General features: G+C 54.2%; 32 protein-coding genes. All 32 read left to right on the top strand.

Going from position 1 to position 18,225, the window contains the following annotated elements; all coding sequences use genetic code 11:
• The first annotated feature begins 15 nt into the window (after positions 1 to 15).
• The 32 genes from rpsL (at position 16) to rplQ (ending at position 18,194) form a co-directional block, all read left to right on the top strand.
• The gene (rpsL, locus tag BFW87_RS08100) at positions 16 to 387 is read left to right on the top strand and encodes a 30S ribosomal protein S12 (RefSeq protein ID WP_002555494.1); all 372 of its coding nucleotides are present in this window, start codon (positions 16 to 18) and stop codon (positions 385 to 387) included.
• Positions 388 to 505: 118 nt separating this feature from the next.
• A complete protein-coding gene (gene rpsG / locus BFW87_RS08095; protein WP_002555493.1) occupies positions 506 to 976 on the top strand; it encodes a 30S ribosomal protein S7 in 471 nt (156 codons plus the stop codon).
• A gap of 30 nt (positions 977 to 1,006) precedes the next feature.
• Positions 1,007 to 3,112: an elongation factor G gene (fusA, locus tag BFW87_RS08090; protein ID WP_057724826.1), complete on the top strand. Its 2,106-nt coding sequence runs from the start codon at positions 1,007 to 1,009 to the stop codon at positions 3,110 to 3,112.
• Positions 3,113 to 3,142: 30 nt separating this feature from the next.
• Entirely contained in the window at positions 3,143 to 4,336 is a 1,194-nt protein-coding gene (gene tuf / locus BFW87_RS08085; protein WP_078739360.1) for an elongation factor Tu, read from the top strand.
• A gap of 158 nt (positions 4,337 to 4,494) precedes the next feature.
• On the top strand, positions 4,495 to 4,806 hold the full coding sequence (gene rpsJ / locus BFW87_RS08080) for a 30S ribosomal protein S10 (protein WP_003186070.1): 312 nt from the start codon (positions 4,495 to 4,497) through the stop codon (positions 4,804 to 4,806).
• An 81-nt stretch (positions 4,807 to 4,887) separates the two neighbouring features.
• A complete protein-coding gene (rplC, locus tag BFW87_RS08075) occupies positions 4,888 to 5,523 on the top strand; it encodes a 50S ribosomal protein L3 (protein WP_003194649.1) in 636 nt (211 codons plus the stop codon).
• Positions 5,524 to 5,535: 12 nt separating this feature from the next.
• Positions 5,536 to 6,138, top strand: a complete 603-nt coding sequence (gene rplD / locus BFW87_RS08070; protein ID WP_003176424.1) for a 50S ribosomal protein L4 — start codon at positions 5,536 to 5,538, stop codon at positions 6,136 to 6,138.
• Positions 6,135 to 6,434, top strand: a complete 300-nt coding sequence (gene rplW / locus BFW87_RS08065) for a 50S ribosomal protein L23 (protein ID WP_002555488.1) — start codon at positions 6,135 to 6,137, stop codon at positions 6,432 to 6,434. The genes rplD and rplW overlap by 4 nt, the downstream gene beginning before the upstream one ends.
• Before the next feature lie 14 nt (positions 6,435 to 6,448).
• Entirely contained in the window at positions 6,449 to 7,273 is an 825-nt protein-coding gene (gene rplB, locus BFW87_RS08060; protein ID WP_003210080.1) for a 50S ribosomal protein L2, read from the top strand.
• 16 nt (positions 7,274 to 7,289) lie between these two features.
• Entirely contained in the window at positions 7,290 to 7,565 is a 276-nt protein-coding gene (rpsS, locus tag BFW87_RS08055) for a 30S ribosomal protein S19 (RefSeq protein WP_002555486.1), read from the top strand.
• An 11-nt stretch (positions 7,566 to 7,576) separates the two neighbouring features.
• Entirely contained in the window at positions 7,577 to 7,909 is a 333-nt protein-coding gene (gene rplV / locus BFW87_RS08050) for a 50S ribosomal protein L22 (RefSeq protein ID WP_003103908.1), read from the top strand.
• A gap of 13 nt (positions 7,910 to 7,922) precedes the next feature.
• Complete coding sequence (rpsC, locus tag BFW87_RS08045) at positions 7,923 to 8,609, top strand: 30S ribosomal protein S3 (RefSeq protein WP_003176422.1); 687 nt, start codon at positions 7,923 to 7,925, stop codon at positions 8,607 to 8,609.
• 12 nt (positions 8,610 to 8,621) lie between these two features.
• Positions 8,622 to 9,035, top strand: coding sequence for a 50S ribosomal protein L16 (rplP, locus tag BFW87_RS08040; RefSeq protein WP_017736665.1), 414 nt, complete (start codon positions 8,622 to 8,624; stop codon positions 9,033 to 9,035).
• A complete protein-coding gene (gene rpmC / locus BFW87_RS08035) occupies positions 9,035 to 9,226 on the top strand; it encodes a 50S ribosomal protein L29 (RefSeq protein ID WP_002555481.1) in 192 nt (63 codons plus the stop codon). Before rplP ends, rpmC begins: the two co-directional genes overlap by 1 nt.
• Before the next feature lie 2 nt (positions 9,227 to 9,228).
• Positions 9,229 to 9,495 (top strand): 30S ribosomal protein S17, encoded by a 267-nt coding sequence (gene rpsQ / locus BFW87_RS08030; protein ID WP_003176419.1) that lies wholly within the window; start codon positions 9,229 to 9,231, stop codon positions 9,493 to 9,495.
• A 23-nt stretch (positions 9,496 to 9,518) separates the two neighbouring features.
• The gene (gene rplN, locus BFW87_RS08025; protein WP_002555479.1) at positions 9,519 to 9,887 is read left to right on the top strand and encodes a 50S ribosomal protein L14; all 369 of its coding nucleotides are present in this window, start codon (positions 9,519 to 9,521) and stop codon (positions 9,885 to 9,887) included.
• 11 nt (positions 9,888 to 9,898) lie between these two features.
• Positions 9,899 to 10,213 carry a 50S ribosomal protein L24 gene (gene rplX / locus BFW87_RS08020; RefSeq protein ID WP_003176416.1) on the top strand — a complete coding sequence of 105 codons (315 nt, stop codon included), beginning with the start codon at positions 9,899 to 9,901 and terminating at the stop codon, positions 10,211 to 10,213.
• A gap of 20 nt (positions 10,214 to 10,233) precedes the next feature.
• Positions 10,234 to 10,773 carry a 50S ribosomal protein L5 gene (gene rplE / locus BFW87_RS08015; RefSeq protein ID WP_003176415.1) on the top strand — a complete coding sequence of 180 codons (540 nt, stop codon included), beginning with the start codon at positions 10,234 to 10,236 and terminating at the stop codon, positions 10,771 to 10,773.
• A gap of 13 nt (positions 10,774 to 10,786) precedes the next feature.
• Entirely contained in the window at positions 10,787 to 11,092 is a 306-nt protein-coding gene (gene rpsN / locus BFW87_RS08010; RefSeq protein WP_003176414.1) for a 30S ribosomal protein S14, read from the top strand.
• A gap of 208 nt (positions 11,093 to 11,300) precedes the next feature.
• Complete coding sequence (rpsH, locus tag BFW87_RS08005; RefSeq protein WP_010566853.1) at positions 11,301 to 11,693, top strand: 30S ribosomal protein S8; 393 nt, start codon at positions 11,301 to 11,303, stop codon at positions 11,691 to 11,693.
• Between the two features lie 12 nt (positions 11,694 to 11,705).
• On the top strand, positions 11,706 to 12,239 hold the full coding sequence (gene rplF, locus BFW87_RS08000; RefSeq protein ID WP_003176412.1) for a 50S ribosomal protein L6: 534 nt from the start codon (positions 11,706 to 11,708) through the stop codon (positions 12,237 to 12,239).
• A gap of 10 nt (positions 12,240 to 12,249) precedes the next feature.
• Positions 12,250 to 12,600: a 50S ribosomal protein L18 gene (gene rplR / locus BFW87_RS07995; RefSeq protein ID WP_003176410.1), complete on the top strand. Its 351-nt coding sequence runs from the start codon at positions 12,250 to 12,252 to the stop codon at positions 12,598 to 12,600.
• Between the two features lie 3 nt (positions 12,601 to 12,603).
• Positions 12,604 to 13,104, top strand: a complete 501-nt coding sequence (gene rpsE / locus BFW87_RS07990; RefSeq protein WP_003176409.1) for a 30S ribosomal protein S5 — start codon at positions 12,604 to 12,606, stop codon at positions 13,102 to 13,104.
• Positions 13,105 to 13,106: 2 nt separating this feature from the next.
• On the top strand, positions 13,107 to 13,283 hold the full coding sequence (gene rpmD, locus BFW87_RS07985; RefSeq protein ID WP_003176408.1) for a 50S ribosomal protein L30: 177 nt from the start codon (positions 13,107 to 13,109) through the stop codon (positions 13,281 to 13,283).
• 3 nt (positions 13,284 to 13,286) lie between these two features.
• Positions 13,287 to 13,724 (top strand): 50S ribosomal protein L15, encoded by a 438-nt coding sequence (gene rplO / locus BFW87_RS07980; protein WP_003176407.1) that lies wholly within the window; start codon positions 13,287 to 13,289, stop codon positions 13,722 to 13,724.
• On the top strand, positions 13,725 to 15,053 hold the full coding sequence (gene secY / locus BFW87_RS07975; RefSeq protein ID WP_071485371.1) for a preprotein translocase subunit SecY: 1,329 nt from the start codon (positions 13,725 to 13,727) through the stop codon (positions 15,051 to 15,053).
• A gap of 27 nt (positions 15,054 to 15,080) precedes the next feature.
• Positions 15,081 to 15,197: a 50S ribosomal protein L36 gene (rpmJ, locus tag BFW87_RS07970; protein WP_002555468.1), complete on the top strand. Its 117-nt coding sequence runs from the start codon at positions 15,081 to 15,083 to the stop codon at positions 15,195 to 15,197.
• Between the two features lie 129 nt (positions 15,198 to 15,326).
• Complete coding sequence (gene rpsM, locus BFW87_RS07965; protein ID WP_057724827.1) at positions 15,327 to 15,683, top strand: 30S ribosomal protein S13; 357 nt, start codon at positions 15,327 to 15,329, stop codon at positions 15,681 to 15,683.
• Between the two features lie 30 nt (positions 15,684 to 15,713).
• Positions 15,714 to 16,103 carry a 30S ribosomal protein S11 gene (rpsK, locus tag BFW87_RS07960; protein WP_002555466.1) on the top strand — a complete coding sequence of 130 codons (390 nt, stop codon included), beginning with the start codon at positions 15,714 to 15,716 and terminating at the stop codon, positions 16,101 to 16,103.
• 18 nt (positions 16,104 to 16,121) lie between these two features.
• Positions 16,122 to 16,742 carry a 30S ribosomal protein S4 gene (gene rpsD / locus BFW87_RS07955; protein WP_003210056.1) on the top strand — a complete coding sequence of 207 codons (621 nt, stop codon included), beginning with the start codon at positions 16,122 to 16,124 and terminating at the stop codon, positions 16,740 to 16,742.
• Positions 16,743 to 16,764: 22 nt separating this feature from the next.
• The gene (locus tag BFW87_RS07950) at positions 16,765 to 17,766 is read left to right on the top strand and encodes a DNA-directed RNA polymerase subunit alpha (protein WP_003176403.1); all 1,002 of its coding nucleotides are present in this window, start codon (positions 16,765 to 16,767) and stop codon (positions 17,764 to 17,766) included.
• 41 nt (positions 17,767 to 17,807) lie between these two features.
• Complete coding sequence (gene rplQ, locus BFW87_RS07945) at positions 17,808 to 18,194, top strand: 50S ribosomal protein L17 (protein WP_007918448.1); 387 nt, start codon at positions 17,808 to 17,810, stop codon at positions 18,192 to 18,194.
• Positions 18,195 to 18,225: the final 31 nt, after the last annotated feature.

Raw genomic sequence — 18,225 nt, 5'->3', positions numbered from 1 at the left:
CAGTGGAGCTAGTAGATGGCAACTATCAACCAGCTGGTACGTCAGCCGCGTAAGCGTATCGTCGAGAAATCCGACGTACCTGCGCTGCAGAACTGCCCGCAACGTCGTGGCGTATGCACCCGTGTGTATACCACCACGCCGAAAAAACCTAACTCGGCACTGCGTAAAGTATGCCGTGTGCGCCTGACCAACGGTTTCGAGGTTTCCTCGTACATCGGTGGTGAAGGTCACAACCTGCAAGAGCACAGCGTGGTACTGATCCGCGGCGGTCGTGTAAAAGACTTGCCAGGTGTTCGTTACCACACCGTACGCGGCTCCTTGGATACTTCCGGCGTTAAAGGTCGTAACCAGGGTCGTTCGAAGTACGGTACCAAGAAGCCTAAGTAGTAGCGGCTTTTTGTAAAACTGAATCATCTTATTTTCTGAGTCGATAAGAGTAAGGTCGGAGGCGTCCCGCAAGGGCACCGATTCCGAACGAACCTGAAGACCGTTTGAGGGCTTATCCATGCCAAGAAGACGCGTAGCAGCCAAGCGCGAAGTGCTTGACGATCCAAAATACGGAAGCCAAATTCTGGCCAAGTTCATGAACCACGTAATGGAAAGCGGTAAGAAAGCCGTTGCCGAACGTATCGTTTATGGCGCGCTGGAAAAGGTTAAAGAGCGCAAGAACAGCGACCCCCTGGAAATCTTCGAGAAAGCTCTCGACGCCATCGCTCCGCTGGTCGAAGTAAAGTCGCGCCGTGTAGGCGGTGCTACTTACCAGGTTCCGGTTGAAGTTCGCCCGTCCCGTCGTAACGCCCTGGCAATGCGCTGGTTGGTAGACTTCGCCCGTAAGCGCGGCGAGAAGTCTATGGCCCTGCGTTTGGCTGGCGAACTGTTGGACGCTGCTGAAGGTAAAGGTGCTGCTGTTAAGAAGCGTGAAGACGTGCACCGTATGGCTGAAGCTAACAAAGCTTTCTCGCACTACCGCTTCTAATTTTAGCTTCACTAATTTTGCGAGGGCTTTATGGCTCGTACTACTCCGATTAGCCGCTACCGTAACATCGGTATCGTTGCTCACGTGGATGCTGGTAAAACCACCACCACCGAGCGCGTACTGTTTTACACCGGCAAAAGTCACAAGATGGGCGAGGTGCATGACGGCGCCGCGACCACAGACTGGATGGTTCAGGAGCAGGAGCGTGGTATTACCATTACTTCTGCTGCTATTACCGCCTTCTGGAAGGGTTCCGAGAAGCAGTACAAAGACGAGCACCGCTTCAACGTAATCGATACCCCAGGCCACGTGGACTTCACCATTGAAGTTGAACGTTCCCTGCGCGTACTCGACGGCGCTGTCGTTGTGTTCTGCGGTACCTCGGGTGTTGAGCCTCAGTCGGAAACCGTATGGCGTCAAGCCAACAAATACGGCGTTCCACGTCTTGTTTACGTAAACAAGATGGACCGTGCTGGTGCCAACTTCCTGCGCGTGATCGGTCAGATCAAGCAGCGTCTGGGTCACACCCCGGTGCCAATCCAGTTGGCTATCGGTTCCGAAGACAATTTCCAGGGCCAGATCGATCTGCTGACCATGGAAGCTGTTTACTGGAACGATGCTGACAAAGGTATGGTTCCTGTTCGCAAGCCTATCCCTGCTGAGCTGCAGGAACTGGCTGACGAATGGCGCAACAACATGGTTGAAGCTGCGGCCGAAGCCAACGAAGAGCTGATGAACAAGTACCTCGAAGGTGAAGAACTCACCAACGCGGAAATCAAGGCCGCTCTGCGTCAGCGTACTATCGCTGGTGAGATCGTCTTGGCTGTTTGCGGTTCCTCGTTCAAGAACAAGGGCGTTCCCCTGGTTCTCGATGCTGTGATCGACTACCTGCCGGCACCAGTGGATATTCCTGCCATCAAGGGTACAGACCCGGATGACGAGACTATCGAGCTGGAGCGTCATGCAGACGACGCAGAACCGTTCTCTGCTCTGGCATTTAAAATTGCCACTGACCCATTCGTGGGTACCTTGACCTTCGTCCGCGTTTACTCGGGCGTGTTGAACTCCGGCGACGGCGTGATCAACTCGGTTAAAGGCAAGAAAGAGCGCGTGGGTCGTATGGTGCAAATGCACGCAAACGCCCGCGAAGAGATCAAGGAAGTACGCGCTGGTGACATCGCGGCCTTGATCGGCATGAAGGACGTCACCACTGGTGAAACCTTGTGCAACGCTGACAAGCCAATCATCCTGGTTCGCATGGACTTCCCGGAGCCGGTTATTTCGGTTGCCGTAGAGCCTAAGACCAAGGATGACCAGGAAAAAATGGGTATCGCTCTGGGCAAACTTGCTCAGGAAGATCCATCTTTCCGCGTCAAGACTGATGAAGAGACTGGTCAAACGATCATCTCCGGCATGGGCGAGCTTCACCTGGACATCCTGGTTGACCGGATGCGCCGTGAGTTCAACGTCGAAGCCAACATCGGTAAGCCTCAGGTTTCCTATCGTGAGCGCATCACGAAGAACTGTGAAATCGAAGGCAAGTTCGTTCGTCAGTCCGGCGGTCGTGGTCAGTTCGGTCACTGCTGGATCCGTTTTGCTCCTGCTGACGAAGGTCAGGAAGGTCTGCAATTCGTGAACGAAGTAGTAGGTGGTGTTGTTCCTAAGGAATACATCCCTGCTATCCAGAAGGGTATCGAAGAGCAGATGAAGAACGGTGTTGTTGCCGGCTATCCGCTGATCGGCCTGAAAGCAACCGTTTTTGACGGTTCTTACCACGACGTCGACTCCAACGAGATGGCGTTTAAGGTGGCTGCTTCCATGGCAACCAAGCAACTGGCCCAGAAGGGCGGTGGTGAGTTGCTTGAGCCAATCATGGCGGTAGAAGTTGTTACACCTGAAGACTATATGGGTGATGTCATGGGCGACCTTAACCGTCGTCGCGGCATGATCTTGGGTATGGAAGACACGGTTTCCGGCAAAGTGATTCGCGCCGAGGTTCCGTTGGGTGAGATGTTCGGTTATGCGACCGACGTTCGCTCCATGTCCCAGGGTCGCGCAAGCTACTCTATGGAATTCAAAAAATACAACACAGCTCCGGCGCACATCGCTGAAACTGTATCCAAAAAACAAGGCTGATTCAGTCCTTTAGGCAAGGAGTTAATTGTCGTGGCTAAAGAAAAATTTGATCGTTCCCTACCGCACGTCAACGTTGGCACCATCGGTCACGTTGACCACGGTAAAACTACGCTGACTGCTGCTCTGACTCGTGTTTGCTCCGAGATTTTCGGTTCGGCTATCGTTGACTTCGACAAGATCGACAGCGCGCCAGAAGAAAAAGCTCGTGGTATCACCATCAACACCGCTCACGTTGAATACAACTCGCTGATCCGTCACTACGCTCACGTTGACTGCCCAGGTCACGCTGACTATGTGAAGAACATGATCACCGGTGCTGCTCAAATGGACGGCGCTATCCTGGTTTGTTCGGCCGCTGATGGTCCGATGCCACAAACCCGTGAGCACATCCTGCTGTCCCGTCAGGTTGGCGTTCCGTACATCGTGGTTTACCTGAACAAGGCTGACCTGGTAGACGACGCTGAGCTGCTGGAACTTGTTGAGATGGAAGTGCGCGATCTGCTGAGCACTTACGACTTCCCAGGCGACGACACTCCGATCATCATCGGTTCTGCTCGTATGGCTCTGGAAGGCAAAGACGACAACGAAATGGGCACCACGTCCGTTAAGAAACTGGTTGAGACTCTGGACAGCTACATTCCAGATCCAGTGCGCGTTATCGACAAGCCGTTCCTGATGCCAATCGAAGACGTATTCTCGATCTCCGGTCGCGGTACTGTTGTGACTGGTCGTATCGAGCGCGGTATCGTTAAGGTTCAAGATCCACTGGAAATCGTTGGTCTGCGTGACACTACCGTCACCACCTGCACCGGTGTTGAAATGTTCCGTAAGCTGCTCGACGAAGGTCGTGCTGGCGAGAACTGCGGCGTTCTGCTGCGTGGTACCAAGCGTGACGACGTTGAGCGTGGCCAGGTTCTGGTTAAGCCAGGTTCGGTTAAGCCGCACACCAAGTTCGAAGCTGAAGTGTACGTGCTGAGCAAAGAAGAAGGCGGTCGTCACACTCCGTTCTTCAAAGGCTACCGTCCACAGTTCTACTTCCGTACTACCGACGTAACCGGTAACTGCGAACTGCCGGAAGGCGTAGAAATGGTAATGCCAGGCGACAACATCAAAATGGTTGTCACCCTGATCAAAACCATCGCTATGGAAGACGGTCTGCGCTTCGCTATCCGTGAAGGCGGCCGTACCGTTGGTGCTGGCGTTGTAGCTAAAATCATCGAGTAATTATCTCTTTCGAGATGGCTCAATGTTTTGAGAAGGCCCCCGCTTAGCGGGGGCCTTTTTTATTGGGTTGACACCTATCTGGGGCGTCTATAGAATTGCGCCTCCTTTTAACGGGCGTATTGCGCTCGCTGGGAATAGCAGCCGGAGTCTGAAATCCAATGCAAAATCAGCAAATCCGTATCAGGTTGAAGGCTTTTGACCATCGCCTGATCGACCAATCCACCCAGGAAATCGTGGAAACCGCGAAACGTACTGGTGCTCAAGTGCGTGGTCCAATTCCACTGCCTACCCGTAAAGAGCGGTTCACCGTTCTGGTCTCCCCGCACGTCAACAAAGACGCGCGTGACCAGTACGAGATCCGTACTCATAAGCGCGTACTGGACATCGTCCAGCCAACGGATAAAACCGTTGATGCACTTATGAAGCTCGATCTGGCGGCCGGTGTGGAAGTACAGATCAGCCTCGGCTAAGACTTGGGTCTTAGTCGTGTAACGCTCTGAAATGGGCGGCCATAGCGGGTGAAAGCCCCGTACACTCATGAGGTTTACAACATGACTATTGGTGTAGTCGGTCGTAAATGCGGTATGACCCGTATTTTCACCGAAGAAGGTGTCTCCATTCCGGTCACGGTCATTGAGATCGAACCGAATCGCGTCACCCAGTTCAAAACTGAAGAGACCGATGGCTATCGTGCAGTGCAAGTCACTGTCGGCGAGCGTCGTGCTTCGCGCGTGACTGCTGCTCAAGCAGGTCACTTCGCTAAAGCAAACGTTGCAGCGGGTCGCACTGTTATGGAGTTCCGTCTCGAAGACGGCGACTACCAGGCTGGCGATCTGATCAACGCTGAAATCTTCGCCGCTGGTCAACTGGTTGATGTAACCGGTCAGTCCAAGGGTAAAGGCTTTCAGGGTACGATCAAGCGTTGGAATTTCCGTGGCCAAGACAACACTCACGGTAACTCCGTCTCCCACCGCGTCCCGGGCTCTATTGGCCAGTGCCAGACTCCTGGTCGTGTATTCAAGGGCAAAAAAATGTCCGGTCATATGGGCGCTGAGCGCGTGACCGTGCAGTCCCTCGAAGTAGTGCGCGTCGACGCTGAACGCAATCTGTTGTTGGTCAAGGGTGCTGTTCCTGGCGCTACTGGCGGCAACCTGGTTGTACGTCCAGCGGCCAAGGCTCGCGGTTAAGGGGAAGCTGACATGCAATTAAATGTAAATGACGCTCAAGCGATCGAAGTTTCCGAACTGACGTTTGGCGGCGAGTTCAACGAGACGCTGGTTCACCAAGCAGTCGTGGCCTACATGGCCGGCGGCCGTCAAGGTAGCAAGCAGCAAAAGACCCGTTCCGACGTTCGTGGTGGCGGTAAGCGCCCTTGGCGTCAGAAAGGTACTGGCCGTGCGCGTGCCGGTACTATCCGTAGCCCTATCTGGCGTGGCGGTGGTACCACTTTCGCAGCTCGTCCACAGGATCACTCGCAGAAGCTCAACAAGAAGATGTACCGCGCAGCTCTGCGCTCCATCCTTGCTGAACTCGTGCGTACTGACCGTCTGGTCGTGGTTCAAGACTTCGCTGTTGAAAGTCCAAAAACCAAAGATCTGCTGGGCAAACTGAACAACATGAGCCTGACCGACGTTTTGATCGTGTCTGAAGCTGTTGATCAGAACCTGTACCTGGCTGCTCGCAACCTGCCACACGTTGATGTACGTGACGTGCAAGGTTCCGATCCAGTTAGTCTGATCGCATACGACAAGGTGTTGATCACCGTGTCGGCCGTGAAGAAATTCGAGGAGCTGCTGGGATGAACCAGGAACGCGTATTTAAAGTTCTGCTTGGCCCGCACGTTTCCGAAAAGGCTACGGTTCTGGCTGACAAGAAAGGCCAGTTCGTTTTCAAGGTTGCAACTGACGCAACCAAGCTGGAAATCAAGAAGGCCGTCGAAAGCCTGTTCAGCGTGAAAGTAGAGCGTGTTACTACCCTGAATGTTCTGGGTAAGAGCAAGCGCACTGCTCGCGGTCTGGGCAAGCGTAATGACTGGAAGAAGGCAGTTATCTCCCTTCAGCCAGGCCAAGATCTCGATTTCAGCAGCAGTGCTGAGTAAGGAAGGGGTGCATCATGGCAATCGTTAAATGCAAACCGACTTCCCCTGGCCGCCGTTTTGTGGTCAAGGTGGTCAACCAGGAGCTGCATAAAGGCGCTCCTCACGCACCGCTGCTCGAGAAAAAATCGAAGACTGGTGGTCGTAACAACAATGGTCGTATTACCACTCGTCACATCGGTGGTGGCCATAAGCAGCATTATCGTCTGGTCGACTTCCGTCGCAACGACAAAGATGGCATCGCTGCCACTGTCGAGCGTATCGAATACGATCCAAACCGTACTGCTCACATCGCTCTGCTGCTGTACGCAGATGGCGAGCGTCGCTACATCATCGCCCCTAAAGGCGTGAGTGCTGGCGACCAGCTGATCGCAGGTGCTCTGGCACCGATCAAGCCGGGCAACGCTCTGCAACTGCGTAACATTCCAGTTGGTAGCACCGTACACGGCATCGAATTGAAGCCAGGTAAAGGCGCGCAAATCGCTCGTTCCGCTGGTGCTTCGGCTCAGCTGATCGCTCGTGAAGGTGTCTACGTGACCCTGCGTCTGCGTTCTGGTGAGATGCGTAAAGTGCTGGCTGAATGCCGCGCGACCCTGGGTGAAGTCTCGAACTCCGAGCACAGCCTGCGTTCGCTGGGTAAAGCTGGTGCCAAACGCTGGCGTGGCGTTCGCCCAACCGTTCGTGGTGTTGCCATGAACCCGGTTGACCACCCACACGGTGGTGGTGAAGGTCGTACCTCTGGTGGTCGTCATCCGGTATCGCCATGGGGCTTCCCGACTAAGGGCGCGAAGACTCGTGGTAATAAGCGTACCGACAAAATGATCGTCCGTCGTCGCAAGTAAATAGAGGGATACGACAGTGCCACGTTCTCTGAAAAAAGGTCCTTTTATTGATCTTCACCTACTGAAGAAGATCGAAGTGGCGGCGGAAAAGAACGATCGCAAACCGGTGAAAACCTGGTCGCGTCGTTCGATGATCCTGCCACAAATGGTCGGTCTGACCATCGCAGTACACAACGGTCGTCAACACGTCCCAGTTCTCGTTAACGAAGACATGGTCGGCCACAAACTGGGCGAGTTTGCCGGTACCCGCACTTATCGTGGGCACGTGGCAGACAAGAAAGCCAAGCGTTAAGGGGTTAGGAAATGGAAGTAGCCGCTAAGTTGTCGGGCGCTCGAATCTCCGCCCAGAAAGCCCGCTTGGTCGCCGACCAGATCCGCGGGAAGAAGGTGGGCGAAGCGCTCAACTTGTTGGCTTTCAGCAGTAAGAAAGCCGCCGAGATCATGAAGAAAGTGCTGGAGTCGGCCGTAGCCAACGCCGAGCATAACGAAGGCGCAGACGTTGATGACCTGAAGGTCAGCACCGTTTTCGTCAACGAAGGGCGTTCGCTGAAGCGCATCATGCCACGTGCCAAAGGCCGTGCTGATCGCATCGTCAAGCGGTCTTGCCATATCACTGTCAAGGTTGCTGACAAGTAACGGAGTCGAAGAGATGGGTCAGAAAGTACATCCCATTGGCATTCGCCTGGGAATCGTCAAGGAGCACACCTCCGTCTGGTACGCAGACGGTCGGACTTATGCGGACTATTTGTTCGCTGATCTGAAGGTGCGTGAGTATCTCCAAGACAAACTAAAAAGCGCGTCCGTAAGCCGTATCGATATCCATCGTCCGGCGCAAACTGCACGTATCACCATCCACACCGCTCGTCCAGGTATCGTTATCGGGAAGAAAGGTGAAGATGTTGAGAAACTGCGTCAGGACCTGACCAAGCAAATGGGTGTGCCTGTGCACATCAATATCGAAGAGATCCGCAAGCCGGAGCTCGACGGTATGCTGGTTGCGCAGAGCGTAGCTCAGCAGCTGGAGCGTCGCGTAATGTTCCGTCGCGCTATGAAGCGCGCTGTACAGAACGCCATGCGCATTGGTGCCAAAGGCATCAAAATCCAAGTGAGCGGTCGTCTCGGCGGTGCTGAAATCGCACGTACTGAATGGTATCGCGAAGGTCGTGTGCCACTGCACACCCTGCGTGCCGACATCGACTATGCCAACTACGAAGCTCACACCACTTACGGTGTGATCGGTGTAAAGGTTTGGATCTTCAAAGGCGAAGTAATTGGTGGTCGCCAAGAAGAACTGAAACCACAAGCACCAGCGCCTCGTAAAAAAGCTGCTAAGTAAGGGGTACGCCAAATGTTGCAACCTAAGCGTACGAAGTTCCGCAAGCAGATGACAGGCCACAACCGTGGTCTGGCTCAGCGCGGTAGCAAAGTCAGCTTCGGCGAGTTCGCGCTGAAGTCTGTAGCTCGTGGTCGTCTCACCGCTCGTCAGATCGAGTCAGCGCGTCGTGCACTGACCCGTCACGTTAAACGTGGCGGCAAGATCTGGATCCGTGTATTCCCGGACAAGCCTATCTCCAAAAAGCCCCTCGAAGTTCGTATGGGTAAAGGTAAGGGTAACGTGGAATATTGGGTTGCCCAGATTCAGCCAGGCAAAGTCCTGTATGAAATCGAGGGTGTTACTGAAGAGCTGGCGCGTGAGGCTTTCGCCCTGGCTGCTGCAAAGCTGCCGCTCGCCACCTCCTTTGTTAAACGGACGGTGATGTGATGAAAGCGAATGAACTTCGTGAAAAATCCGCACAGCAGCTGAACGAGCAATTGCTCGGCTTGCTGCGCGACCAGTTCAATCTGCGTATGCAGAAAGCAACTGGCCAGTTGGGGCAGTCTCATCTGCTCTCGCAAGTTAAGCGTGACATCGCTCGCGTGAAGACTGTGCTTAACCAGCAGGCAGGTAAGTGATCATGGCTGAAGCCGAAAAGACTGTCCGTACGCTGACTGGCCGTGTTGTCAGCGACAAGATGGACAAAACCATCACCGTTTTGATCGAGCGTCGCGTTAAGCACCCGATCTACGGTAAATATGTTAAGCGTTCGACTAAGCTGCACGCGCACGACGAAACCAATCAGTGCCACATCGGCGACAAAGTCACTATTCGTGAAACTCGTCCGCTGGCCAAGACCAAGTCTTGGGCATTGGTTGATGTTCTCGAACGCGCTGTGGAAGTCTAAGGACTAGGGGTCGGAGAAATTATATGATTCAGACTCAATCCATGCTCGATGTGGCCGATAACAGCGGCGCTCGCCGTGTTATGTGCATCAAGGTGCTGGGTGGCTCCCATCGTCGTTACGCTGGTATCGGTGACATCATCAAGGTTACCGTGAAGGAAGCAATTCCTCGCGGTAAAGTGAAAAAAGGCCAAGTGATGACTGCTGTTGTAGTCCGCACTCGTCACGGCGTACGTCGTGCTGATGGCTCCATTATCCGCTTTGATGGCAACGCTGCTGTTCTTCTGAACAACAAGCAAGAGCCGATCGGCACCCGTATCTTTGGGCCAGTGACCCGTGAACTTCGTACTGAGAAGTTCATGAAGATCGTCTCGCTCGCCCCAGAAGTGCTGTAAGGAGATCCGACATGCAAAAGATTCGTCGTGACGACGAGATCATCGTGATCGCCGGCAAAGACAAAGGTAAGCGCGGTAAGGTGCTTAAGGTTCTCGCTAATAACCGTCTGGTTATCGGTGGTCTGAACCTGGTTAAGCGTCATACCAAGCCTAACCCGATGTCGGGCGTACAAGGCGGTATCGTCGAAAAAGAAGCTCCACTGGACGCTTCTAACGTCGCTATTTTCAATGGCGAAACCAACAAGGCTGACCGCGTTGGTTTCAAAGTAGAAGATGGCAAGAAAATTCGTGTCTTCAAGTCGACCCAAAAAGCGGTTGATGCTTGAACACTGCTAGGTAGAAGACCATGGCACGACTAAAAGAGATTTACTGGAAAGAAATCGCACCGAAACTTAAGGAAGAACTTAAGCTTTCGAACGTGATGGAAGTTCCACGCGTTACCAAAATCACCCTGAACATGGGTCTGGGCGAAGCGGTCGGCGACAAAAAAGTCATCGAGCACGCTGTAGCTGACCTGGAAAAGATCACCGGTCAAAAAGTCGTTGTGACTTACGCTCGGAAATCCATCGCTGGCTTTAAAGTCCGTGAAGGTTGGCCGATCGGCGTCAAAGTGACTCTGCGCCGTGAGCGTATGTACGAATTCCTGGATCGTCTGCTGTCGATCTCCCTGCCTCGGGTCCGCGACTTCCGCGGCCTGAATGCCAAGTCCTTCGATGGTCGTGGTAACTACAGCATGGGCGTGAAAGAGCAGATCATCTTCCCGGAAATCGACTACGACAAGATCGATGCTCTCCGCGGTCTGGACATCACCCTGACCACCACTGCCAAGAACGATGATGAAGGTCGCGCCCTGTTGCGTGCTTTCAAATTCCCGTTCCGCAACTGATTGGAGTAGGACCATGGCCAAGATGAGCATGAAAAACCGCGAGCTGAAGCGTCAGCTCACGGTTGCCAAGTACGCCAAGAAGCGTGCAGCACTGAAAGCAATCATCGTTGATCTGAACGCAAGTCCAGAAGCACGTTGGGAAGCGACAGTAGCTCTGCAGAAGCAGCCACGTGACGCAAGCGCCTCGCGCATGCGTAACCGCTGCCGCCTGACCGGTCGTCCACACGGCGTTTACCGCAAGTTCGGCCTCGGCCGTAACAAACTGCGTGAAGCGGCAATGCGTGGTGACGTCCCAGGTCTGGTTAAAGCCAGCTGGTAAGTACTTTCAGCGTCCCGGTGGGCAGAATCGCAAGATACTGACCGCCGGTGGCCTTGAATCTGGATCAAGCCCCTTTTGGGGCTTGTTTCATTTCTGGAGTATGTCTAAAATACGCGGCTCGCCTGAGCCCGTGTTTTTTATGCCCGGAGATTCTCGGCGACATATGTAGCCGCAAGGCTAATTTTTTTGTATTAGGAGCGTCTAGCCCATGAGTATGCAGGACCCGTTAGCGGACATGCTAACTCGTATCCGTAATGCCCAGATGGCTGAAAAGTCCGTCGTAAGCATGCCATCTTCCAAGTTGAAGGTAGCTGTTGCCAAAGTCCTGAAAGACGAAGGCTACATTGCGGGTTATCAGATCAGCAGCGAAACCAAACCACTGCTGTCCATCGAGCTGAAGTACTTCGAAGGCCGTTCGGTCATCGAGGAAGTGAAGCGCGTTAGCCGTCCAGGCCTGCGTCAGTACAAGTCCGCTGAAGATCTGCCGAAAGTTCGTGGCGGTCTCGGTGTGTCTATCGTCTCCACCAACAAAGGTGTGATGACGGATCGTGCTGCGCGCGCTGCCGGTGTCGGCGGCGAAGTTCTTTGCACTGTGTTCTAAGGGGGGATAAGCATGTCTCGCGTCGCTAAGAACCCCGTTAAGCTGCCAGCCGGTGTCGAAGTAAAATTCGCAGGCCAACAGCTTTCGGTGAAGGGTGCCAAGGGCACTCTTGAACTGAACATCCATTCGTCCGTTGAGATCGTTGAAGAAGCTGGTGAGTTGCGTTTCGCTGCTCGCAATGGCGATCAACAAACTCGCGCAATGGCCGGTACCACGCGTGCGTTGGTAAACAACATGGTCCAAGGCGTAAGCCAAGGCTTCGAGCGTAAGCTCCAGCTGGTCGGTGTTGGTTACAAAGCGCAAGCAAAAGGCACGGTTTTGAACTTGGCCCTTGGCTTCTCGCACCCAGTGGATTACGAACTGCCGGAAGGCATCACCGCTGAGACCCCTAGCCAAACCGATATCCTGATCAAGGGTATTGATAAGCAGCTGGTAGGTCAGGTGGCCGCTGAGATCCGCGACTTCCGTCCACCAGAGCCGTACAAAGGCAAAGGTGTGCGCTACGCGGACGAAGTCGTCCGTCGTAAAGAAGCCAAGAAGAAGTAGGGCATAGCAAATGACCGACAAAAAAGTTACTCGACTGCGTCGCGCTCGCAAAGCACGCCTGAAAATGCACGAACTCGAAGTCGTGCGTCTCTGCGTGTATCGCTCGTCGCAGCACATCTACGCCCAGGTCATCTCGGCCGACGGCAACCAAGTCCTGGCAAGCGCCTCGACTTTGGACAAAGAACTGCGTGATGGTGCCACCGGCAACATCGACGCGGCCACTAAGGTTGGCCAGCTGGTCGCTACGCGTGCTAAGGCCGCCGGCGTCTCGCAAGTGGCTTTCGACCGCTCTGGCTTCAAGTACCACGGTCGCGTGAAAGCGCTGGCTGATGCTGCTCGTGAAGCTGGGCTGGAGTTCTAAGTTATGTCAAATAACGACCAAAAGCGCGACGAAGGCTACATTGAGAAGCTGGTTCAAGTTAACCGCGTAGCCAAAACCGTTAAAGGCGGCCGTATCTTCACTTTCACCGCGTTGACCGTGGTGGGTGATGGTAAAGGGCGTGTTGGCTTCGGCCGTGGCAAGTCACGTGAAGTGCCTGCTGCGATCCAGAAGGCAATGGAAGCTGCTCGTCGCAACATGATCCAGGTTGATCTGAACGGCACCACTCTGCAGTACGCAATGAAGTCCGCCCATGGCGCTTCGAAGGTTTACATGCAGCCTGCTTCTGAAGGTACCGGTATCATCGCTGGCGGCGCTATGCGTGCTGTCCTCGAAGTTGCTGGCGTTCAGAACGTTCTGGCCAAGTGCTACGGCTCGACTAACCCGGTAAACGTGGTTCACGCCACTTTCAAGGGTTTGAAAGCTATGCAATCTCCTGAGTCCATCGCTGCGAAGCGTGGTCTGACTGTCAAGGAGATCTTCTGATCATGGCTACCGTTAAAGTAACGCTGATCAAAAGCATGACCGGCCGCATCCCTAACCACAAACTGTGTGTTAAAGGTTTGGGTCTGCGTCGCATCGGTCACACTGTAGAAGTCCAGGATACTCCCGAGAATCGCGGGATGATCAACAAGGCTTACTACATGCTGCGTGTAGAGGGTTAATCGATGAAACTCAATGATCTGAGTCCAGCGCCGGGTTCCCGTCGCGAAAAGCATCGTCCGGGCCGTGGTATCGGTAGCGGTTTGGGTAAGACTGGTGGCCGTGGCCACAAAGGTCAAACCTCCCGCTCCGGTGGCACCATCGCTCCAGGCTTTGAAGGCGGTCAACAGCCGCTGCATCGTCGCCTGCCTAAGTTCGGTTTCGTATCCCTGAAAGCCATGGACCGCGCAGAAGTGCGTCTGTCCGAGCTGGCTAAAGTGGAAGGCGACATCGTTACTGTGCAGACCCTGAAAGATGCCAACGTGATCAACGTCAACGTACAGCGTGTGAAAATCATGCTGTCCGGTGAAGTGACTCGCGCTGTCACTATCGGCAAGGGAATCGGCGCCACCAAAGGTGCGCGTTCGGCTATCGAAGCAGCTGGCGGCAAGTTCGAGGAATAAATGGCTAAGCAAGGTGCTCTCTCAGCGCTCGGCAAAGGCGGTATGTCTGAACTTTGGGCTCGTCTGCGTTTTCTGTTCCTGGCGATTATCGTCTACCGAATAGGCGCACACATCCCGGTTCCAGGTATCAACCCGGACCGACTCGCAGACCTGTTTCGACAGAATGAGGGGACCATTCTTAGCTTGTTCAACATGTTTTCCGGCGGCGCGCTGGAACGGATGAGCATCTTTGCACTGGGGATCATGCCGTACATTTCGGCATCGATCATCATGCAACTGATGACCGCCGTCAGCCCGCAACTGGAGCAGTTGAAGAAGGAAGGTGAAGCTGGCCGTCGCAAGATTAGCCAGTACACCCGCTACGGCACTGTCATCCTCGCTCTGGTTCAAGCTATCGGCATGTCCGTTGGCCTGGCCGGGCAGGGTGTTGCGTTCACTGGTGACTTTGGCTTCTATTTCGTCGCGGTATCCACTTTTGTGGCTGGTGCGATGTTCATGATGTGGCTGGGTGAGCAGATTACTGAGCGTGGTGTTGGTAACGGTATCTCGATGTTGATTTTCGCAGGTATCGTCGCCGGTCTTCCGAGAGCAATCGGGCAGTCTTTCGAGTCTGCACGTCAGGGTGATATCAATATCTTCGCCTTGGTTGCTATCGGTTTGCTGGCAGTAGCGATTATCGGTTTTGTGGTGTTCATTGAGCGTGGCCAGCGTCGTATTGCTGTTCACTACGCCAAGCGTCAGCAGGGCCGCAAGGTCTTTGCCGCGCAGACCAGCCACTTGCCGCTGAAAGTGAATATGGCCGGTGTTATTCCGGCAATTTTCGCGAGCAGCATTTTGCTGTTTCCGGCTTCGTTGGGTACCTGGTTTGGTCAGTCTGAAAATATGGGCTGGCTGCAGGACCTCTCTCAGTCGATCGCTCCTGGTCAGCCGTTGAATATTCTGCTGTTTAGTGCAGGGATTATTTTCTTCTGCTTCTTCTATACGGCGTTGATGTTCAATCCGAAAGACGTAGCGGAAAACCTGAAGAAGTCCGGTGCCTTTATTCCGGGTATCCGTCCAGGTGAGCAGTCGGCACGCTACATTGATGGCGTTCTGACTCGTTTGACCTTGTTCGGTGCTCTATATATGACGGCCGTGTGCTTGCTTCCCCAGTTCCTGGTGGTTGCAGCAAACGTTCCGTTCTACCTTGGCGGGACCTCGTTGCTGATCGTGGTCGTGGTTGTGATGGACTTCATGTCCCAAGTACAATCGCACCTCGTTTCGCACCAGTACGAATCCCTGATGAAGAAAGCCAACCTGAAGGGTTACGGCAGCGGCATGTTGCGCTGAGTACCCATAAGGTTCGAGGAGTTGGTGATGAAAGTTCGTGCATCGGTGAAAAAGCTGTGCCGTAACTGCAAGATTATTCGCCGCGAAGGTGTTGTTCGAGTAATTTGCAGCGCGGAACCGCGTCACAAACAGCGCCAAGGCTGAGTGTGATCCGCTTGAAGCCCGGCAGCTAGTGCGCTGCCGGGTTGATTATTTGTTATTACAGCGATATTATCTCGCGCCCTATTTCTTGGCTTCCGGGGCGTAGGTAGCTGTCAATTGGAGTCCCACTGAATGGCCCGTATTGCAGGCGTTAACATTCCAGATAACAAGCACACTGTTATCTCGCTGACCTACATCTATGGTGTTGGTCGCACTACTGCGCAGAAAATTTGCGCAGACACTGGGGTAAACCCAGCCGCAAAGATCAAGGATCTGAGCGACGAGCAGATTGAAGCGTTGCGTGGCGAAGTGGCGAAGTTCACCACTGAAGGTGACCTGCGTCGCGAAATCAACATGAAAATCAAGCGTTTGATGGACCTCGGTTGCTACCGTGGTCTGCGTCATCGTCGTGGTCTTCCAGTACGCGGTCAGCGTACCAAGACTAACGCGCGTACCCGTAAAGGTCCGCGTAAGCCGATCCGCAAGTAATCGCCCACGCGAATCGACAGGAAAATTATCATGGCAAAACCTGCTGCTCGTCCTCGTAAAAAAGTTAAAAAGACAGTGGTTGATGGCATCGCCCACATCCATGCATCTTTTAACAACACAATCGTGACCATCACCGACCGTCAAGGTAACGCGCTTTCTTGGGCTACCTCCGGTGGTTCGGGTTTCCGCGGTTCCCGCAAGTCCACCCCGTTTGCTGCTCAAGTAGCTGCTGAACGTGCTGGTCAAGCTGCGCTGGAATACGGCCTGAAAAACCTCGACGTCAACGTCAAAGGTCCAGGTCCAGGTCGTGAGTCTGCTGTCCGTGCTTTGAACGGCTGTGGCTATAAGATCGCCAGCATCACCGACGTGACGCCAATCCCGCACAACGGGTGCCGTCCGCCGAAGAAGCGCCGCGTGTAATCCAGGAGATTGTAAAGAATGGCTCGTTACATTGGTCCAAAATGCAAACTCGCTCGTCGTGAAGGCACCGATCTCTTCTTGAAGAGCGGCGTGCGCGCGATCGAATCGAAGTGCAACATTGAAGCAGCACCTGGTATCCACGGCCAACGCCGCGGTCGCCAGTCCGATTACGGCACCCAACTGCGTGAAAAGCAGAAGGTCCGTCGTATCTACGGCGTTCTCGAGCGTCAGTTCAGCGGCTACTACAAAGAAGCTGCTGGCAAAAAAGGTGCAACCGGTGAAAACCTGCTGCAACTGCTCGAATGCCGTCTGGACAACGTTGTATACCGTATGGGCTTTGGTTCGACTCGTGCCGAATCCCGTCAGCTGGTATCGCACAAATCCGTCAGCGTAAACGGCCAAACCGTTAACGTCCCGTCTTACCAGGTTCGTGCTGGTGACGTGGTCGCGATTCGCGAGAAAGCAAAAAACCAACTTCGCATTGTCCAAGCTCTCGATCTGTGTGCCCAACGTGGCCGCGTAGAATGGGTAGAAGTAGACACTGAGAAGAAGTCGGGCGTTTTCAAGAACGTTCCTGCTCGCAGTGATCTGTCCGCCGACATCAACGAAAGCCTGATTGTCGAGCTCTACTCCAAGTAAGGGCTAGAAAATAGGTGCATCCATGCAGATTTCGGTAAATGAGTTCCTGACACCCCGCCACATTGATGTGCAGGTTGTCAGTCCAACCCGCGCCAAGATCACTCTCGAGCCTCTCGAGCGTGGTTTTGGCCACACCCTGGGCAACGCGCTGCGCCGCATCCTGTTGTCCTCAATGCCCGGCTGTGCAGTAGTCGAGGCCGAGATTGACGGTGTGCTCCACGAGTACAGCGCCATCGAAGGTGTACAGGAAGACGTAATTGAAATCCTGTTGAACCTTAAAGGTCTGGCTATCAAGCTGCACGGCCGTGACGAAGTTACGCTGACCTTGTCGAAGAAGGGTTCGGGGGTGGTTACCGCTGCCGATATTCAGCTGGATCATGATGTCGAGATCGTTAACCCCGATCACGTAATCGCTAACCTGGCGTCTAACGGCGCCCTGAACATGAAGCTCACCGTAGCTCGTGGTCGTGGTTATGAACCGGCCGACTCGCGTCAGAGCGATGAAGACGAAAGCCGCAGCATTGGTCGCTTGCAGCTTGACTCTTCGTTCAGCCCGGTTCGCCGTATCGCATACGTGGTGGAAAACGCCCGTGTCGAGCAGCGTACTAACCTGGACAAGCTGGTTATTGATCTGGAAACCAACGGTACTCTGGATCCTGAAGAGGCTATCCGCCGCGCTGCAACCATTCTGCAACAGCAGTTGGCTGCGTTCGTCGACCTCAAAGGTGACAGCGAACCAGTGGTAATCGAGCAGGAAGACGAGATCGATCCGATCCTGCTTCGCCCGGTTGACGATCTGGAACTGACTGTACGTTCGGCTAACTGCCTTAAGGCGGAAAACATTTACTACATCGGCGATCTGATTCAGCGCACCGAAGTAGAACTGTTGAAGACTCCGAACCTGGGCAAGAAATCCTTGACTGAAATCAAGGACGTTCTGGCCTCCCGCGGTCTGTCCCTCGGCATGCGCCTCGACAACTGGCCGCCTGCAAGTCTTAAGAAGGACGACAAGGCGACTGCCTGATCGTCGTAATCACCGAACGTGAGTTTGGTAAGGAATGAACCATGCGTCATCGTAAAAGTGGTCGTCACCTGAGCCGTACCAGCTCGCACCGTAAGGCCATGTTTCAAAACATGGCGGTGTCGCTGTTCGAGCACGAGCTGATCAAAACTACACTGCCGAAAGCTAAAGAACTGCGTCGCGTTGCTGAGCCGCTGATCACTTTGGCCAAGACAGACAGCCTGGCTAACCGCCGTCTGGCTTTCGACCGTACTCGTTCGAAAGCTATCGTTGGTAAGCTCTTCAACGACCTGGGCAAGCGTTACGCTACCCGTGAGGGTGGCTACCTGCGCATCCTCAAGTGCGGTTTCCGCACTGGCGACAACGCGCCTATGGCGTACGTCGAGTTGGTTGATCGTGCTACTGCCGGCGAAGCTGTAAGCGCCGAGTAAGACGACAAGCTGCAACGAAGAACCGGGCCTA

Origin of the sequence: Pseudomonas fluorescens (assembly GCF_002022275.1) — a bacterium.
In the GTDB taxonomy this organism is placed as follows: Bacteria; Pseudomonadota; Gammaproteobacteria; order Pseudomonadales; family Pseudomonadaceae; genus Aquipseudomonas; species Aquipseudomonas fluorescens_AJ.
Note: the sequence above shows the minus strand (reverse complement) of the source record. Positions and strands in the feature narration are given on the sequence as shown.

Excerpts from the sequence above, each read along its gene's own strand:
- rpsL (WP_002555494.1), top strand. The coding sequence starts at position 16 with ATGGCAACTATCAACCAGCTGGTACGTCAGCCGCGTAAGCGTATCGTC.
- rpsG (WP_002555493.1), top strand. The coding sequence starts at position 506 with ATGCCAAGAAGACGCGTAGCAGCCAAGCGCGAAGTGCTTGACGATCCA.
- fusA (WP_057724826.1), top strand. The coding sequence starts at position 1,007 with ATGGCTCGTACTACTCCGATTAGCCGCTACCGTAACATCGGTATCGTT.
- rpsJ (WP_003186070.1), top strand. The coding sequence starts at position 4,495 with ATGCAAAATCAGCAAATCCGTATCAGGTTGAAGGCTTTTGACCATCGC.
- rplC (WP_003194649.1), top strand. The coding sequence starts at position 4,888 with ATGACTATTGGTGTAGTCGGTCGTAAATGCGGTATGACCCGTATTTTC.
- rplD (WP_003176424.1), top strand. The coding sequence starts at position 5,536 with ATGCAATTAAATGTAAATGACGCTCAAGCGATCGAAGTTTCCGAACTG.
- rplW (WP_002555488.1), top strand. The coding sequence starts at position 6,135 with ATGAACCAGGAACGCGTATTTAAAGTTCTGCTTGGCCCGCACGTTTCC.
- rplB (WP_003210080.1), top strand. The coding sequence starts at position 6,449 with ATGGCAATCGTTAAATGCAAACCGACTTCCCCTGGCCGCCGTTTTGTG.
- rplV (WP_003103908.1), top strand. The coding sequence starts at position 7,577 with ATGGAAGTAGCCGCTAAGTTGTCGGGCGCTCGAATCTCCGCCCAGAAA.
- rpsC (WP_003176422.1), top strand. The coding sequence starts at position 7,923 with ATGGGTCAGAAAGTACATCCCATTGGCATTCGCCTGGGAATCGTCAAG.
- rplP (WP_017736665.1), top strand. The coding sequence starts at position 8,622 with ATGTTGCAACCTAAGCGTACGAAGTTCCGCAAGCAGATGACAGGCCAC.
- rpmC (WP_002555481.1), top strand. The coding sequence starts at position 9,035 with ATGAAAGCGAATGAACTTCGTGAAAAATCCGCACAGCAGCTGAACGAG.
- rpsQ (WP_003176419.1), top strand. The coding sequence starts at position 9,229 with ATGGCTGAAGCCGAAAAGACTGTCCGTACGCTGACTGGCCGTGTTGTC.
- rplN (WP_002555479.1), top strand. The coding sequence starts at position 9,519 with ATGATTCAGACTCAATCCATGCTCGATGTGGCCGATAACAGCGGCGCT.
- rplX (WP_003176416.1), top strand. The coding sequence starts at position 9,899 with ATGCAAAAGATTCGTCGTGACGACGAGATCATCGTGATCGCCGGCAAA.
- rplE (WP_003176415.1), top strand. The coding sequence starts at position 10,234 with ATGGCACGACTAAAAGAGATTTACTGGAAAGAAATCGCACCGAAACTT.
- rpsN (WP_003176414.1), top strand. The coding sequence starts at position 10,787 with ATGGCCAAGATGAGCATGAAAAACCGCGAGCTGAAGCGTCAGCTCACG.
- rpsH (WP_010566853.1), top strand. The coding sequence starts at position 11,301 with ATGAGTATGCAGGACCCGTTAGCGGACATGCTAACTCGTATCCGTAAT.
- rplF (WP_003176412.1), top strand. The coding sequence starts at position 11,706 with ATGTCTCGCGTCGCTAAGAACCCCGTTAAGCTGCCAGCCGGTGTCGAA.
- rplR (WP_003176410.1), top strand. The coding sequence starts at position 12,250 with ATGACCGACAAAAAAGTTACTCGACTGCGTCGCGCTCGCAAAGCACGC.
- rpsE (WP_003176409.1), top strand. The coding sequence starts at position 12,604 with ATGTCAAATAACGACCAAAAGCGCGACGAAGGCTACATTGAGAAGCTG.
- rpmD (WP_003176408.1), top strand. The coding sequence starts at position 13,107 with ATGGCTACCGTTAAAGTAACGCTGATCAAAAGCATGACCGGCCGCATC.
- rplO (WP_003176407.1), top strand. The coding sequence starts at position 13,287 with ATGAAACTCAATGATCTGAGTCCAGCGCCGGGTTCCCGTCGCGAAAAG.
- secY (WP_071485371.1), top strand. The coding sequence starts at position 13,725 with ATGGCTAAGCAAGGTGCTCTCTCAGCGCTCGGCAAAGGCGGTATGTCT.
- rpmJ (WP_002555468.1), top strand. The coding sequence starts at position 15,081 with ATGAAAGTTCGTGCATCGGTGAAAAAGCTGTGCCGTAACTGCAAGATT.
- rpsM (WP_057724827.1), top strand. The coding sequence starts at position 15,327 with ATGGCCCGTATTGCAGGCGTTAACATTCCAGATAACAAGCACACTGTT.
- rpsK (WP_002555466.1), top strand. The coding sequence starts at position 15,714 with ATGGCAAAACCTGCTGCTCGTCCTCGTAAAAAAGTTAAAAAGACAGTG.
- rpsD (WP_003210056.1), top strand. The coding sequence starts at position 16,122 with ATGGCTCGTTACATTGGTCCAAAATGCAAACTCGCTCGTCGTGAAGGC.
- BFW87_RS07950 (WP_003176403.1), top strand. The coding sequence starts at position 16,765 with ATGCAGATTTCGGTAAATGAGTTCCTGACACCCCGCCACATTGATGTG.
- rplQ (WP_007918448.1), top strand. The coding sequence starts at position 17,808 with ATGCGTCATCGTAAAAGTGGTCGTCACCTGAGCCGTACCAGCTCGCAC.